The organism is Streptomyces sp. S4.7 (genome assembly GCF_010384365.1).
Lineage (GTDB): Bacteria > Actinomycetota > Actinomycetes > Streptomycetales > Streptomycetaceae > Streptomyces.
This window is the reverse complement of record NZ_CP048397.1, coordinates 6,024,505-6,039,915: the sequence shown is the minus strand read 5'-3', so window position 1 is coordinate 6,039,915 and position 15,411 is coordinate 6,024,505. Positions and strand designations below refer to the sequence as shown.

Here is a 15,411-nt window from a genome sequence, read left to right as displayed (position 1 = left end):
GACAGACCCTAAGGGAGCACCACCTCGCCCTGGTTGAGGACGCGCGGGTGGAAGTATCCGGCCTGGATCTCGGCGTTGGAGTTGTTGCCCTGCAACTGCTCGGACCACAGCATGAAGTACGACCAGCGTGTCTGGCTGTCGAGCAGCGCCGCGCCGGGCATCTTGCCCAGCTCGGCCAGGGCCATCGGTTTGTTGCCCGCGATCCCGCTCAGCTGCTGGTAGTCGGACTGGCTGGGGTGGTTCTTGTACCAGACGTCCAGCGACACGACGTCGACGTAGGCGTCACCCGGATAGTACGAACTCCAGCCGCCGGCCGGGTTGTCCTGCACGTTCCACACCCAGATCAGGTTGTCGAGTCCCTTGCCGGCGAGATGGTCGCGGGTGATCCGGTAGAGCCGCGCGCCGCCGTCGGAGCCGGGACGGTTGCCCCACCAGTTCCAGGACTCGTTCATCTCGTGGAGCGGGCGGAACAGGACCGGGACGCCCGCGTCCTTGAGCTGCCGCAGGTACGGGACGACCTCGTCGAGGCGGCGCTTCCACGCGGTGTTGAGCGCCGTGCCGTCGGTGACCGTCGCCTCGAACTCCTCTTGGGAGATGCTGGACTTGACGCCGCCCTCGAACTCGCACGAGCTGCCGACCGTGGGCGGGCAGACGTGCCAGGTGAGTGTGACGAGCGAGCCGTTGGCCCACTCGGTCTTCGCCTGGTCGATGACGCGCTGCCGGTTGGCGACGTCCTCCGCGCGGAACATCAGGTCGCCGCCCCAGAGTCCGGGGTACTGGCCGGTGATGTCCTTCACGAGCTGGGTGTAGCGGCCGGGGGCGGCGGCCGGTTCCTTGTTGTGCTGTCCGGAGACGACACTCGAACCGGAAATGGACGTCAGGTAGTTGAGCACGTCCTGCTTGGGGGTGGCGGGGAACGCCCCGGCGGGGGCGGGTGATGCGGTGAGGGACACGACGGCCGTGGTCAGCGCCGCCGTGGCGAGGGCGACGAGCCGGAAACGGGGACGGGAGCGGGGACGGGGACGGGTGCGGTTTCCGCGCATGGCGAAGCGGGCCTTCCTCTTCGGTGAGGGGGGTTGCGGGGGCGCGCTGTTCGGTGGAAGTGGGTGTTACGGAGGCGGCGGTGGGCCGGTCGAGCCGCGTGGGGTCAGGGACGGGGTGGGGACCTGCCGGCCGGCGATACGCTCGCCGCCCAGTAGGTCGTACATCGCGCGTGCCACCTCCGCCCCGAACGCGTGGATGTCGTGGCTCATCGCGGAGAGCGACGGGTGCGTGAGCCGGCACAGCTGGGAGTCGTCCCAGGCCAGCAGGGACACGTCCGCGGGGACCCGGAGCCCCATCTCGGCGGCGACGGAGAGCCCGGCGACGGCCATCAGGTCGTTGTCGTACATGATCGCCGTGGGGCGGGCGGCGGAGGCGAGCAGCGAGCGGGTGGCGCGGGCGCCGTCGTCGCCGGAGTAGTCGGTGACGCGCCGGCGCGCGTCGGTGAGTCCCAGTTCCGTCATGGCGGCCGTGAACGCCTCGGTGCGCAGGGCGCTGTGGCCCAGCTCGGGCGGTCCGCCGACGTGGGCGATGGAGCGGTGGCCGAGGGCCGCGAGATAGCGGACGGCCTCCGTGACGGCCGTACCGTCGTCGGTCCACAGGGCGGTGAACGGCCCGGTGAGCGAGGGGTGGCCGACCGCGATGACCGGCATGCCGAGCGCGGCGAGGGCGGGGACGCGCGGGTCGTCGCGCTGGAGGTCGACCAGGACGGATCCGGCGATCTGGCCTGATCGCCACCAGTGCCGCTGGAGCTCGATCTCCTCGTCCAAGTCACGTACCAGGCGCAGCAGCAGGGCGCCGTCGTGCTCGGTCAGCACGCTGCCGATACCGGAGATGAAGTCCATGTAGAAGGGTTCCAGGCCGAGTTGGCGGGCCGGGCGGCGGATCGCGAGTCCGACGGCGCTTGTACCGGCGCCGGTGCCCCGGGAACCTCGCGCGCGGGCCGAGCGGTTGGGCTCCCAGCCCATCACCTCGGCGGTCCGAATGATGTGCGCCCGTGTGGTCTCGGAGACGCCCGGCTTGTTGTTGAAGGCGAGCGAGACGGCGGCCCGCGACACACCGGCGCGGGCGGCGACGTCCCGGATGGTCATCCGTCGCCCGTCCGCGCTCACGTCGGCTCCACCATGAACAGCGCCGCGCGTACGGCGTCGGGCGCGCCTTCGCCGTCCCATCCGCGTACGCGGATGGTGGCGCTCTCGCCCGGCAGCAGCGTCAGCGGCCCCTGGTCGGCGACGGCGGTGGGCGCGAGCCGGTCGGCCTGGAGCAGCAGGTCGCGCAGGAGCGTGCGGGCGGTGACGACGACGTCCACGGCATCGGGTTCGTCGCCCTGGCGGACGGTCGCCACGTCGTAGCGCGGGGCGGGGAGGGCGAAGGAGTGGTCGCGTACGGGGAAGTGCAGCGCCCGCAATTCGCCCGCGTCGGCGACCAGGAACTCCTTCCCGGACCCGGCGTCCGGCAGGAGTTCGCCGGGCACGGTCGCGAGCGCGACCGAGCGCGCTCCGGCCCGCGCCGTCACGGTCGTCTCGGCGAGGGTCCGGCCGTCGGCGGCCATGCGGCGCAGCCGTACGGCCGCCTCCCACGGGGTGGGGGACTGGTTGTCGGCGACGACGGTGGGCCGGCCGTCGCGTTTCTGTACGGTGAGCAGCCGGTCCGCGTACAGCCGGCGCAGCGTGAAGTAGAGCGGCTTGGGGCGTGCGTCGCCGTCGACGGCGGCCCAGGAGGTCACCGGCCAGCAGTCGTTGAGCTGCCAGAGCACGGTGCCCGCGCACACCGGCCAGTGGGAGCGCCAGTGTTCGATGCCGGTGGCGACGGCCCGTGCCTGGTTGAGCTGAGTGAGGTAGTGCCAGCGGTCGAAGTGCGCGGGCCCGGCGGCGGGCACCGAGAAGTGGTGGGCGAGGCCGCGCTCCAGTTTGCCGTTGCCGTCGTGCGCCTTCTGGTGGTGGAGCATGCCCGGCGAGGTGGCGGACAGTTCCTCCCCCGGCAGCGCGCGCCGCAGGGTGGCGTGGGCGGGCGGGGCCTGCCAGCCGAATTCGGCGACGAAGCGGGGGACGGTGCCGAGGTAGTCCGTGTAGTCGGTGCGGTTCCAGACGTCCCAGGAGTGCGCGGTGCCGTGCGCGGGGTCGTTGGGGTGGTGGTCCCAGCCGCCGGACCAGGGGCTGCCTGCCCAGTAGGGCCGGGTGGGGTCCGTCTCGGCGACGACGCGGGGCAGCAGGCCCAGGTAGTAGCCCTCGCCCCAGGAGTCGCCGTCGAGCGCGGGCTCCCAGTCCCAGTCTCGGAAGCCCCACAGGTTCTCGTTGTTGCCGTTCCACAGGACGAGGGAGGCGTGCGGCATGAGGCGGGTGACGTTCTCGCGGGCCTCGGCCTCGATCTCGGAGCGCAGCGGCTGCTCCTCGGGGTAGGCGGCGCAGGCGAAGAGGAAGTCCTGCCAGACCAGCAGGCCGAGTTCGTCGCAGACGTCGTAGAAGTCGTCGCTCTCGTAGATGCCGCCGCCCCAGACCCGTACGAGGTTGACGCCCGCGTCGGCGGCCTGGCTGAGGCGGGCGCGGTAGCGGTCGGGGCCCACGCGGGAGGGGAAGACGTCGTCGGGGATCCAGTTGACGCCGCGTGCGAAGACCGGCTCCCCGTTGACGGCCAGGGTGAACGCGGTGCCGTGCGCGTCGGCGCCGGTGTCGAGGGTGACGGTACGGAATCCGAGCCGGCGCTCCCATCGGTCGAGGATCGCGCCGGTGGCGTCGAGCAGCTCCAACTCCGCGCTGTAGAGGGGTTGTTCGCCGTAGCCCCGGGGCCACCAAAGGGCGGCGTCGGGGACTTCGACCGTGAGCGTGGTGCCGTCGCCGTCGAAGTCGGCGGACGCGGTGTGGCCGCCGACGCGGGCGCGGGCGGTGAGGACCCCGCCGCCCGTGGCCGTCCGCTCGACGCCGACGCGCAGCTCCGCGCGGCCGGTCGGGCCGTCGACGGTGACGAGCGGGCGGACGGTGGCGAGGCGGGCCGTGGACCAGTGCTCCAGGCGGACGGGCTTCCACATGCCGGCGGTGACGAGGGTCGGCCCCCAGTCCCAGCCGAAGGAGCAGGCCATCTTGCGGATGTACTGGAACGGCTCCGGGTAGGCGCCCGGCCGGTCGCCCGCCTGCGCGCGTACGGCCTCGGCCTCCGTATAGGCGGAGGTGAACTCCACGGACAGCGGCGTGGCGGTGGCCGGGTCCAGCCGGTCCGTGATGTCGAAGCGGTAACTCCGGTGCATGTTGCGGGTGTTGCCGACGCGTACGCCGCCCACGCGGACGGCGGCGACGGTGTCGAGGCCGTCGAAGACGAGGTCGGTGCGCTCGTGCGCGGTGTCGTGGGGGCCGAGCGCGGTGTCGTAGCGCCAGTCGGTGCGGCCCACCCAGGCGACCGCGGTCTCGTTCCGGGAGAGGAACGGGTCCTCGATCAGCCCGGCGGTGAGCAGATCGGTGTGGACGCAGCCGGGAACGGTCGCCGGGACGTCGTCGGCGGGCGCCTCGGCCGGGGCGGAGACGGTGTCGGCCGGGGCGTGGCGCAGCGTCCACCCCTCGGTGAGGGGGGTGACGTCCTTCATACGGGATGCTCCGATCTCGGACGGCGTGCCGCTCAACGTAGAGGCGGCGGCCTGGTTCAGTCCATAGACCGGTCAAGCATATTTCCCCGTTGTGGGAGAGGGAGTTGAGGTGAGATTACTTAACCTTTACTCAACTCACCGGCGTTCAGGGCACCATCGCGATGCCGTCCAGCTCCACCAGGGCGCTCTCGTCCCAGAGTCTGACCGCGCCGATCAGCGCCATCGCCGGGTACTCGCGGCCGGCGAGCCGCTTCCACACCCGGCCCAGTTCGGCGGCGTGCGCGCGGTAGTCCGCCACGTCGGTGGCGTAGACGGTGACGCGGGCGAGATGGGCCGGGGAGCCGCCCGTCGCGGCCAGCGCGGTGAGCAGGTTGCCGAGGGCCGTCTCGAACTGCTCGACCAGGGTCTCCCCCACCACCGCGCCGGTCCCGTCGAGCGCGGTCTGGCCGGCCAGGAAGACCAGTCGGCCCTCGGTCGCCGTCACACTGACCGCGTGCGAGAAGCCGCTGGGCGGGGCGAGTTCCCCGGGGTTGGTCCGCTCCAGGCTCATCCGTACAACTCCTTGGCGATGATGGTGCGTTGGACCTCGGTCGCGCCCTCGTAGATACGGGGCGCGCGGACCTCGCGGTAGAGGTGTTCCAGCAGGTGACCGCGTTGCAGGGCGCGGGCGCCGTGCAGTTGGACGGCGGCGTCGACCACGTACTGGGCGGTCTCCGTCGCGAACAGCTTCGCCATCGCCGAGCGGCGCGGTACGTCCGGCGCGCCGGAGTCGTACGCCTTGGCCGCCGCGTACACCAGCAGCCGGGCCGCCTCCGTACGCGTCGCCATCTCGGCGACCTGGTGCGCGACCGACTGGAGGTCCTTGAGCGGGCCGCCGAAGGCGGTGCGTCCGGCGGTGTGGGCGAGGGTCGCTTCGAGGGCGGCGCCCGCCATGCCGACGGCGAAGGCGCCGACGCTCGGGCGGAAGAGGTTGAGGGTGTTCATGGCGACACGGAAGCCCTGGTCCACGTCGCCGAGGACATCGGCGGCACTCACGCGTACGGAGTCGAAGGCCAGGGCGCCGATGGGGTGCGGTGAGAGCATCTCGATCGGCGAGCCGGTCAGTCCGGGCCGGTCGGCGGGGACGAGGAAGGCGGTGACGCCGCGCGCCCCGGCGCCCGGGGTCGTGCGGGCGAAGACGGTGTAGAAGTCGGCCTCGGGCGCGTTGGAGATCCAGCGCTTCTCGCCGGTGAGCAGCCAGCCGGGGCCGGGCGTGCCGGAACCGTCCGGCCCGTCGTTCGCCACGGCGTCGAGCGCGAGCGCCGCCGCGTCGGACCCGGCGCCAGGCTCGCTCAGCGCGAACGCGGCGACGGCGCGGCCCGCCGCCACCTCGGGAAGCCAGCGGTCGCGCTGCTCCGCGGTGCCGGCCTGGACGATCGGGTAGCTGCCGAGCCCCTGGAGGGCGAGCGCGGTCTCCGCCTCCGTACAGCCGTGGGCCAGGGACTCGCGCAGCAGGCAGAGGTCGAGCGCTCCCGCGGTCAGCATGCGGTCGAGCAGCCCCAGTTCGCCGAGTGCGGCGACGAGCGGGCGGTTGACGTGGCCCGGCTCGCCCTTCTCCGCGAGTGGGCGCAGCCGGTCGGCGGCGACGGCACGCAGCTCGTCGCACCAGGAGTTTTGTGCCGGATCGAGCGAGAATACGGGCATCCGGGCCCTCACTTGTATCGCGTCTATCGCGGACTGTTGACTGTCGTCACCCACACGATACGCTCGATGCACAAGGCCACCAAGCCACCCCACGAGGGGGCGAACGATGGAGCTGACACCGGCGGTTCTCACACCCTCGGCGCACCGCGACACTTTCCCGCGCGACCATCTGCCGCCGGCCGGACAGTGGCCGGAGCTCGTCTTCGACCCGCCCGAACTGCGCGGACCCGACCGGCTCAACTGCGCCGTCGAACTCCTCGACCGCACGGTGGACGGCTTCGGCGCCGACCGCCCCGTCTTCCACCTCCCGTCGGGCGACACCTGGTCCTACGGTCAACTGCGCACCCGGGTGGACCGGATCGCGCACGTGCTCACCTCCGAGCTGGGCGTGGTGCCGGGAAACCGGGTCATGCTCCGCGGACCGACCACACCCTGGCTGGCCGCGTGCTGGCTGGCCGTGCTGAAGGCGGGCGCGGTGGCGGTGACGGTGCTCGCACAGCAGCGGGCGCGCGAGCTGGCCACGATGTGCGAGATCGCGCGGGTCAGCCACGCGCTGTGCGACATCAGGTCGGTGGACGAGCTGGTCAAGGCGGAGGTGCCGGGGCTGCGCGTCATGACGTACGGAGGGGACGCGCCGGACGATCTGCTGCGGCGGGCGGAGGGGATGCCGGAGCGGTACGAGGCGGTGGACACGGCGGCGGACGACGTCGCGCTCATCGCGTTCACCTCGGGGACCACGGGGCGGCCCAAGGGGTGCATGCACTTCCACCGCGACGTGCTCTCCATCGCCGACACGTTCTCGCGCCATGTGCTGCGTCCGGAGCCGGACGACGTGTTCGCCGGCAGCCCGCCGCTCGGCTTCACCTTCGGACTCGGCGGTCTGGTGGTCTTCCCGATGCGGGCGGGCGCGTCGACGCTGCTGCTCGAACAGGCCGGTCCCAGACAGCTGTTGGCTGCCGTGGCCGAGCGGGGGGTGTCGGTGCTGTTCACCGCGCCGACGGCGTACCGCGTGATGCTGGGCGAGCTCGCCGCGGCCGGCGGGGGCGCGTACGACATCTCCGGTCTGCGCCGCTGTGTGTCCGCCGGGGAGAATCTGCCCGCCGCCACCTGGCAGGACTGGTACGAGCGGACCGGGATCCGCGTCATCAACGGCATCGGTGCGACGGAACTGCTGCACATCTTCATCTCGGCGGCCGACGCGGCAATCCGTCCCGGCACGACGGGTGTGCCGGTGCCCGGCTGGCAGGCGCGGGTGGTGGACGAGGCGGGCGATCCGCTGCCCGACGGGGAGCCGGGGCTGCTGGCCGTACGCGGCCCGGTGGGCTGCCGCTATCTCTGCGATCCGCGCCAGTCGGTCTATGTGCACGACGGCTGGAACCTCACCGGCGACACCTATGTGCGCGAGCCGGACGGCTACTTCCGCTATGTCGCCCGCGCGGACGACATGATCATCTCGGCGGGCTACAACATCGCGGGACCGCAGGTCGAGGAGGTCCTGCTGGCCCATCCCGATGTGACGGAGGCGGCGGTCGTGGGGCACCCCGACGAGTTGCGGGGGCAGATCGTGGCGGCGTACGTCGTCCTGCGCGAGGGCGCACGGCCCGGCGAGGAGATGAAGGAGGCGCTGCGTGAGTTCGTCACGGCCCGGCTGGTGCCGTACAAATGCCCGCGCGTCTTCGAGTTCCCCACCGCGCTCCCCCGCACCCCGACGGGCAAGCTCCAGCGGTTCCGCCTCCGGCCGGACGCCTGAGCGCGCCCGGCGGGCCGGCGGGGACGGACAGACCGGAGGGCGGCGGGGACGGACAGACCGGAGGGCGGCGGCGCTCGGGAGCCAGGCTCTAGAGTGATCACGTGGCCGAGCAGCACACCCCGCGATCCCTGATCGTCACCCTCTACGGCGCGTACGGCCGGACGCCGGACGGCGCGCCGCTCGCCGTGGCCGAGCTGGTCCGGCTGCTCGGCGTGCTCGGGGTCGACGCGCCGTCCGTACGCTCGTCGGTGTCGCGGCTCAAGCGCCGGGGGCTGCTGATCGCCGAGCGCACACCGGAGGGCGCGGCCGGTTACGCGCTCTCCGCCGACGCCCGCCAACTGCTCGACGACGGCGACCGGCGTATCTACGACCGGCCCCCGCCACGGCTGTCGGACGGCTGGGTGCTCGCGGTGTTCTCCGTCCCCGAGGCCGAGCGGCACAAGCGGCATCTGCTGCGCTCAAGACTGGCCCGGCTGGGGTTCGGTACGGCCGCGCCGGGGGTGTGGATCGCCCCCGGCCATCTGCACGAGGAGACGCGGCACGCGCTGGAGCGGCTGCGTCTGGACCCGTACGTCGATCTGTTCCGCGGCGAGCACCTGGGCTTCGCGGCGACGGCGGAGGCGGTGGGACGGTGGTGGGACCTCGATCAGATCGCCGCGCTGCACAGGGAGTTCCTGGACGCGCACGAGCCGGTGCTGCGCCGGTGGGAGACACGAGCCCCGGCCGCCGCCTCGGTCCCGGCCGAGGACGCCTACCGGGACTATCTGACGGCGCTCGACTCCTGGCGCCAACTTCCCTACGCCGATCCCGGATTGCCGGTGGAGCTGCTGCCCGCGGACTGGCCCGGCGGACGTTCGGCGCAGGTCTTCACCGCGCTGCACACCCAACTGCGAGACATCGGGGCGCACTTCGTACGCCCGGCCTGAAATCCGGATGACCGGCCGGGACGGACGCGGTCATCATCGGGGTCATGGACGAGACACCCGAACCACGCTGGAGCCGTGAGACGTGATCAGGCGTCGGGCCGGGTGAGGGTGAGTCTCGGCTTCGGGCCGTCCGTGCGGCCCGTGGGTGGCGGGCGGCTGCCCGCGCGGTACGGCAGCGGCCACGGTGCGCCCGGACCGCTGTACCCCTGGTCGGCCGCCGCGTGCAGGGTCCAGTGCGGGTCGTAGAGGTGGGGGCGGGCCAGCGCGCAGAGGTCCGCACGGCCCGCCAGCAGCAGGGAGTTGACGTCGTCCCAGGAGGAGATGGCGCCGACGGCGACGACCGGCACCGAGAGGGTGTTGCGGATCCGGTCGGCGAACGGCGTCTGGTAGGACCGGCCGAACTCGGGGCGTTCCCCCGTCACGACCTGCCCGGTCGACACGTCGATCGCGTCGGCTCCGTGCGCGGCGAACGCGCGGGCGATCTCGACCGCCTCCTCGGCGGTGTTGCCCCCCGGCGCCCAGTCGGTGGCGGATATCCGGACCGTCATCGGCCGGTCTTCGGGCCACAACTCCCGTACGGCGTCGAAGACTTCGAGCGGATAGCGGAGCCGTCCCGCGAGGTCGCCGCCGTAGGCGTCGGTCCGGGTGTTGGTCAGCGGTGAGAGGAACCCGGAGAGCAGGTACCCGTGCGCGCAGTGGAGTTCGAGAAGGTCGAAGTCCGCTTCGGCGGCCCGGCGGGTCGCCGAAGCGAACTGCTCGCGTATGTCGGTGAGTCCGGCCCGGTCGAGCGCGCGCGGTATCTGTCCGACGTCCGGCAGGTACGGCAGCGCCGACGCGGCGGCCAGCGGCCAGTTGCCGTCCGGCAGCGGCCGGTCCATGCCCTCCCACATGAGGCGGGTGGATCCCTTGCGCCCCGAGTGGCCGAGCTGGACCCCGATCGCGGCTCCGGGTGAACCGGCGTCGGCCGGCGCGCCGTTGTGCACGAAGTCCGTCACCCGCCGCCAGGCGGCGCCCTGTTCGTCCGTCCAGAGTCCCGTACAGCCGGGGGTGATGCGGCCCTCGGGGCCGACGCACACCATCTCCGTCATGACGAGCCCCGCCCCGCCGAGGGCGCGCCCGCCGAGGTGGACCAGATGGAAGTCGCCGGGCATGCCGTCCTCGGCGACGTACATGTCCATCGCCGAGACGACGACCCGGTTGCGCAGCGTCAGTCCGCGCAGCCGGAAGGGGGTGAACATCGGGGGCGTGCCGGGCTCGCAGCCGAAGTCCTCCTCCACGGCGCCGGTGAACGTCGCGTCGCGCAGCCGCAGGTTGTCGTGCGTGACGCGGCGGCTGCGGGTGAGGAGGCCGAACGCGAACTGCCGGGCGGGCTGGTCCGTGTAGGTGGCCAGCTCCTCGAACCAGCGCAGGCTCGCCGCCGCCGCGCGCTGCGTGGACTCCACGACGGGGCGCCGCTCGGTCTCGTACGCGGCGAGCGCGGCCGGCAGATCCGGCTGCTCCTCGACGCACGCGGCGAGCGCCAGGGCGTCCTCGACGGCGAGTTTCGTGCCGGAGCCGATGGAGAAGTGCGCGGTGTGGGCGGCGTCGCCGATGAGGACCGTGTTGCCGTGGCTCCAGCGTTCGTTGACGACGGTGCGAAACGCCGCCCAGGACGACTTGTTGGCGCGCAGCGCACGGCCGCCGAGCGCGTCGGCGAAGATCTTGGCGCACTGTTCGGTGGACCGGCTCTCGTCGAGCGCGTCGAAGCCGGCGGCGCGCCAGACCTCTTCGCGCATCTCAACGATGACGGTGCTGTCCCCGGGCGAGAACGGGTAGCCGTGGAGCTGCATCACACCGTGCTCGGTCTCGGCGATCTCGAACCGGAACGCGTCGAAGGCGAAGTCGGCGGCGAGCCAGATGTAGCGGCACCGTTCGGTGCCGACGGTGGGCCGGAAGACATCGGCGTGGGTCTCACGGGTGCGGCTGTTCACGCCGTCGGCGGCGATCACCAGGTCGTGGGTGGCGGCGAGTTCGGCGGCGGGCGGCGCCTGGGTGCGGAAGCGGAGCCGTACCCCCAGGGAAGCGCAGCGCCCGTGCAGGATCTCCAGGAGCCGGCGGCGCCCCAGGGCGGCGAAGCCGTGGCCTCCGGAGGTCAGGGTGCGGCCCCGGTGGACGATGTCGATGTCGTCCCAGCGCACGAACTCGTCCTGGAGCGCGCGGTGGACGGTGGGGTCGGCGTGCTCGATGCCGCCCAGGGTCTCGTCGGAGAGGACGACCCCGAAGCCGAAGGTGTCGTCGGGGGCGTTGCGTTCCCAGACGGTGATCTCGCGCCGGGGGTCGAGCCGTTTGAGCAGGACGGCGGCGTACAGCCCGCCGGGTCCGCCACCGATGACCGCGACCTTCAGCGCGGGCCGCGGGGCCTGTCCGGGCGGCTGCGCGGATGTCCGGTCGGCCGTCACGGTCAGCGGCCCTGCCACTTGGGGGGCCGCTCCTCGGTGAAGGCGGCGTGGAACTCCGCGTAGTCCTCGCCGTTCATGAGCAACGCCTGGGTGGCGGCGTCCAGTTCGACGGACGCGGCGAGCGGCATGTCCAGCTCGGCGGTGAGCAGCGCCTTGGTCTGCGCGTGCGCGAGCGCCGGGCCGTCGGCGAGCCGCCGGGCGAGTTCGGCGGCCCGGCTGTCGGCGGCGCCCTCGTCGGTCAGCTCGCTGATCAGACCGATACGTTCGGCCTCGGGAGCGCGAACGGGTTCGCCGAGCATCAGCAGCCGCGTGGCGTGGCCGAGCCCGACGACGCGCGGCAGCAGATACGCCGCGCCCATGTCGCCGCCGGAGAGGCCGACCCGGGTGAAGAGGAACGCGAAGCGCGCGGTGGGGTCGGCGACGCGGAAGTCGGCGGCCAGCGCGAGGACGGCGCCGGCGCCGGCGGCGACTCCGTGCACGGCGGCGATCACCGGGAACGGGCATTCGCGAACGGCCCTGACGACCTGGCCGGTCATCCGGTTGAAGTCGAGGAGTTCGGCGGTGTCCATGGAGAGCGTGGCACCGATGATCTCGTCCACGTCGCCACCCGAACAGAAGCCGCGCCCCTCACCCGCCAGTACGAGGGCGCGGACGGAGCGCTCCCTGGACAGTTCGGCGAGGAGGTCGCGCAGATCGGCGTAGGCACCGAAGGTGAGGGCGTTGAGCTTGTCGGGGCGGGCGAGGGTGACGGTCGCGACCCCGTCCTCGCGCGTCAGCCGCAGATGCCGCCACTCCTCGGTACGGGGGGCGGAGCCGGAGAACGGGCTCATGGGCGGCCTCCTTCAGCTCGAATGCTGTGTGCCGGTCGCCCGGGGCGCGGGGCGGACCCTGCGGGAGCAAGATATCACTCGTCCGTGACCGCCGTCACGAGTACGCGATAAGTCGCCGTACCGTAAGCGGGTCCCCGCCCTCCCGCGCCGAAGGTCCCGGTCAATATGTGGCGGAGGTCCCATTTCCGGCAGTCCGCTGCCCCTTGTTAAGCCACTTACGCTCCGTAAGGCTGGGCGGTACCCCGGCCCTGCCGAAGCCCGTCCCCCTCACTCAGGGCCGCACGGCACCCCGCACAGCCCCCGAACGGACTCCCCGCCTTGCGCGAAGCATCGGACACCGCCTTCTGGCGTATCACCCTGCCGCACAGCGCGGCCGCGGTGCCGATGGCGCGTGCCCTGATCCGTACGGCACTGGCCGACATCGGGCCCACGGCGGACAGCGACACGGCGGAACTGCTGACGGCGGAACTGGTCGCCAACGCCGTCGAGCACACGAGCCCGGACGTCCCCATAGAGCTGGTCGTGGCGCTGCTGCCCTCCGGCTGTCAGATCGAGGTCCACGACGGCGACCCGGACCCGCCGGGCGATCTGTCGGCGCCCGTTCCCGGCCGCACGCCCGACCCCTGGCAGGAGCACGGCCGGGGTCTGCTGCTGATCCGCACGCTGAGCGCCGACTGCGGCCACCGTACGACCGAGCAGGGCAAGGCGGTCTGGTTCACGCTGTCAGCGCGCTGAACCCCGCGGTGCGACCTGGTCGGGAGCCAGCGTCGCGACGAGTACGGCCTTGATGGTGTGCAGCCGGTTCTCCGCCTCGTCGAAGACCACCGAGTGAGCGGATTCGAAGACCTCGTCGGTCACTTCGAGCTCCGTGAGCCCGTGGCGTTCGTGGATCTCCCATCCGACGACGGTCCCCAGGTCGTGGAAGGCCGGCAGGCAGTGCAGGAACTTCACGTCCGGATTCCCCGTCGCGCTCAGCACGTCCATCGTCACGCTGTACGGCCCGAGGGCCGCGATGCGCTCGTCCCAGACCTCCTGCGGCTCCCCCATCGACACCCACACGTCGGTGGCCACGAAGTCGGCGCCGCTCACGCCCTCGGCGATGGACTCGGTGAGCGTGATCCGGGCGCCGCTGACCTCGGCGGACTTACGGGCCAGGGCGACCACGTCGTCCGCCGGCCAGTAGGCGCGGGGCGCGACGATCCGTACGTCCATGCCGAGCAGCGCGCCGGTGACGAGGTAGGAGTTGCCCATGTTGTAGCGGGCGTCACCGAGGTAGGCGAACGTGATCCGATCCAGCTGCTTGTCGGTGTGCTCGGTCATCGTGAGCACGTCGGCCAGCATCTGGGTGGGGTGCCAGTCGGCGGTGAGCCCGTTGAAGACGGGCACCCCGGCGTGGGCGGCCAGCTCCTCGACGGTCGACTGCGCGTCCCCGCGGAACTCGATGCCGTCGAACATCCGGCCGAGCACCCGCGCGGTGTCCTTCGCGGACTCCTTCTTCCCGATGTGCGAGCCGGCCGGGTCGATGTACGTCGTGGAGGCACCCTGGTCGGCGGCGGCCACCTCGAAGGCGCAGCGCGTGCGCGTCGACGCCTTCTCGAAGATCAGGGCGATGTTCTTGCCCCGCAGGAGCTGCACCTCGTTGCCCGACTTCTTCGCGGCCTTGAGCCCGGCGGCCAGCTCGACCAGCCCGCGGAACTCCTCGGCGGTGAAGTCGAGCTCCTTGAGGAAGTGGCGGCCTGCGAGGTGTATCGCCATGGTGGCTGCTCCTGCGTCGCGAATACGGAGACCTGTACGGGGACAGATACAGAGACCCTGGAACTATATACGACCTTCCGTATTGATATACAGAGCGCCGGGTGGGCCGGATCCCGGGCGGGCGCCGTGCCACGGCAACCGCCGGCGGGCGGCGTCGCGGACGGGGGCCGTCAGACGGCGTCCCGCTCGATCGGGCAGCTCATACAGCGCGGCCCGCCCCGCCCCCGGCCCAGCTCACTGCCCCGGATCTCGATCACCTCGATGCCCTCCTTGCGCAGATAGGTGTTGGTGGTCACGTTGCGCTCGTACGCCACCACCACGCCGGGCTCCACCGCCAGCACGTTGCAGCCGTCGTCCCACTGCTCCCGCGCGGCCGCGTGCACGTCCTGCGTCGCCGTCAGCACCCGGATCCTGTCGAGCCCCAGGGCCGCGGCGATCGCCCGGTGCATGTGCTCCGGCGGATGGTCGGTGACCTTCAGCCCGTTCCCGCCCGCACCCGGCTCGATGGTGTACGAGCGGAGCATGCCGAGGCCCGCGTACTGGGTGAACGTGTCGCGGTCGACCATCGTCATCACCGTGTCGAGATGCATGAAGGCGCGCCGCTTGGGCATGTCGAGCGCCACGATCGTCCTGGCCGAACCGGCGTCGAACATCCCGCGCGCCAGCATCTCGACGGCCTGCGGTGTGGTGCGCTCGCTCATCCCGATCAGCACGGCGCCCTCGCCGAGGACCAGGACGTCACCGCCCTCGATCGTGGAGGGGTAGTCGTCCTGCCCCTCCGACCAGTGGTGGAAGGCGCCCGCCTCCGGTCCGGTGAACAGGGGGTGGTGCTTGTAGATCGCCTCGAAGTGGACGGTCTCCCGCTGCCTGGCCGGCCAGCGCATCGCGTTGATGGTCACACCGTCGTAGACCCAGGCGGAGGTGTCACGGGTGAAGAGATGGTTCGGCAGCGGGTCCAGCAGGAAGTCGTCCAGGTCCATGACGTGGAAGCGGACGGACGACGGCTCGGCGTGGCTCTCCAGGAACTCCCGCTTGGTCATCCCGCCGACCAGCGCCTCCACGAGATCGGCCGTCGGCAGCTCGTCGAAAACGGATCTGAGGTGGCCGGTGGCGAGCGGGCCGTACTCCTTCTCGTCGAAGACCCGGTCCAGGACCAGCGCGCGGGCCGTCGGGATGTCCAGGGACTCCCGCAGCAGGTCGCCGAAGAGATGGACCTTGACCCCGCGGTCGCGCAGGACGTCGGCGAACCCGTCGTGCTCCTCGCGCGCGCGGCGCACCCACAGCACGTCGTCGAAGAGCAACGCGTCCTTGTTGGTGGGGGTGAGGCGCTTCAGCTCCAGGTCGGGGCGGTGCAGTATGACGCGGCGCAGGCGCCCGGTCTCGGAGTCGACGTGGAATCCCATGCCCCCATCCT

Annotated in this window: 12 protein-coding genes; 3 read left to right on the top strand and 9 right to left on the bottom strand. The window is 72.0% G+C overall.

From position 1 onward, the window contains the following. Window positions 1-8: 8 nt before the first annotated feature. From SSPS47_RS26940 to SSPS47_RS26920, 5 genes are all read right to left on the bottom strand, one after another. Complete coding sequence (locus tag SSPS47_RS26940) at window positions 9-1,043, bottom strand: glycosyl hydrolase (RefSeq protein ID WP_164253210.1); 1,035 nt, start codon at window positions 1,041-1,043, stop codon at window positions 9-11. Window positions 1,044-1,109: 66 nt separating this feature from the next. Next, window positions 1,110-2,132: a LacI family DNA-binding transcriptional regulator gene (locus tag SSPS47_RS26935; protein ID WP_203558112.1), complete on the bottom strand. Its 1,023-nt coding sequence runs from the start codon at window positions 2,130-2,132 to the stop codon at window positions 1,110-1,112. Between the two features lie 17 nt (window positions 2,133-2,149). After that, the gene (locus SSPS47_RS26930; RefSeq protein ID WP_164253208.1) at window positions 2,150-4,615 is read right to left on the bottom strand and encodes a glycoside hydrolase family 2 protein; all 2,466 of its coding nucleotides are present in this window, start codon (window positions 4,613-4,615) and stop codon (window positions 2,150-2,152) included. Between the two features lie 145 nt (window positions 4,616-4,760). Further along, window positions 4,761-5,165: a RidA family protein gene (locus SSPS47_RS26925; RefSeq protein WP_164253207.1), complete on the bottom strand. Its 405-nt coding sequence runs from the start codon at window positions 5,163-5,165 to the stop codon at window positions 4,761-4,763. After that, on the bottom strand, window positions 5,162-6,298 hold the full coding sequence (locus tag SSPS47_RS26920; protein ID WP_164253206.1) for an acyl-CoA dehydrogenase family protein: 1,137 nt from the start codon (window positions 6,296-6,298) through the stop codon (window positions 5,162-5,164). The genes SSPS47_RS26925 and SSPS47_RS26920 overlap by 4 nt, the downstream gene beginning before the upstream one ends. A 106-nt stretch (window positions 6,299-6,404) precedes the next feature. Between SSPS47_RS26920 and SSPS47_RS26915 the strand changes: the two genes are divergently transcribed. Together SSPS47_RS26915 and SSPS47_RS26910 are read left to right on the top strand one after the other, a co-directional pair. Then, complete coding sequence (locus tag SSPS47_RS26915; protein WP_164253205.1) at window positions 6,405-8,048, top strand: AMP-binding protein; 1,644 nt, start codon at window positions 6,405-6,407, stop codon at window positions 8,046-8,048. A 101-nt stretch (window positions 8,049-8,149) separates the two neighbouring features. Next, complete coding sequence (locus SSPS47_RS26910) at window positions 8,150-8,974, top strand: PaaX family transcriptional regulator C-terminal domain-containing protein (RefSeq protein WP_164253204.1); 825 nt, start codon at window positions 8,150-8,152, stop codon at window positions 8,972-8,974. 86 nt (window positions 8,975-9,060) lie between these two features. Here the strand turns inward: SSPS47_RS26910 and SSPS47_RS26905 are convergent, their stop codons facing one another. Continuing rightward, a complete protein-coding gene (locus SSPS47_RS26905) occupies window positions 9,061-11,358 on the bottom strand; it encodes a bifunctional salicylyl-CoA 5-hydroxylase/oxidoreductase (protein WP_239065340.1) in 2,298 nt (765 codons plus the stop codon). A 56-nt stretch (window positions 11,359-11,414) separates the two neighbouring features. Beyond that, window positions 11,415-12,242 carry an enoyl-CoA hydratase family protein gene (locus tag SSPS47_RS26900; RefSeq protein WP_164253203.1) on the bottom strand — a complete coding sequence of 276 codons (828 nt, stop codon included), beginning with the start codon at window positions 12,240-12,242 and terminating at the stop codon, window positions 11,415-11,417. A 318-nt stretch (window positions 12,243-12,560) separates the two neighbouring features. On the opposite strand from SSPS47_RS26900, the gene SSPS47_RS26895 reads away from it, so the two are divergent. Next, window positions 12,561-12,977 (top strand): ATP-binding protein, encoded by a 417-nt coding sequence (locus SSPS47_RS26895; protein WP_239065061.1) that lies wholly within the window; start codon window positions 12,561-12,563, stop codon window positions 12,975-12,977. Here SSPS47_RS26895 and argF read toward each other — a convergent pair. Both argF and SSPS47_RS26885 read right to left on the bottom strand, forming a co-directional pair. Then, window positions 12,966-13,997 (bottom strand): ornithine carbamoyltransferase, encoded by a 1,032-nt coding sequence (gene argF, locus SSPS47_RS26890; RefSeq protein WP_147875193.1) that lies wholly within the window; start codon window positions 13,995-13,997, stop codon window positions 12,966-12,968. The genes SSPS47_RS26895 and argF overlap by 12 nt on opposite strands. A gap of 170 nt (window positions 13,998-14,167) precedes the next feature. Beyond that, window positions 14,168-15,400: an arginine deiminase gene (locus tag SSPS47_RS26885; protein ID WP_164253202.1), complete on the bottom strand. Its 1,233-nt coding sequence runs from the start codon at window positions 15,398-15,400 to the stop codon at window positions 14,168-14,170. Window positions 15,401-15,411: the final 11 nt, after the last annotated feature.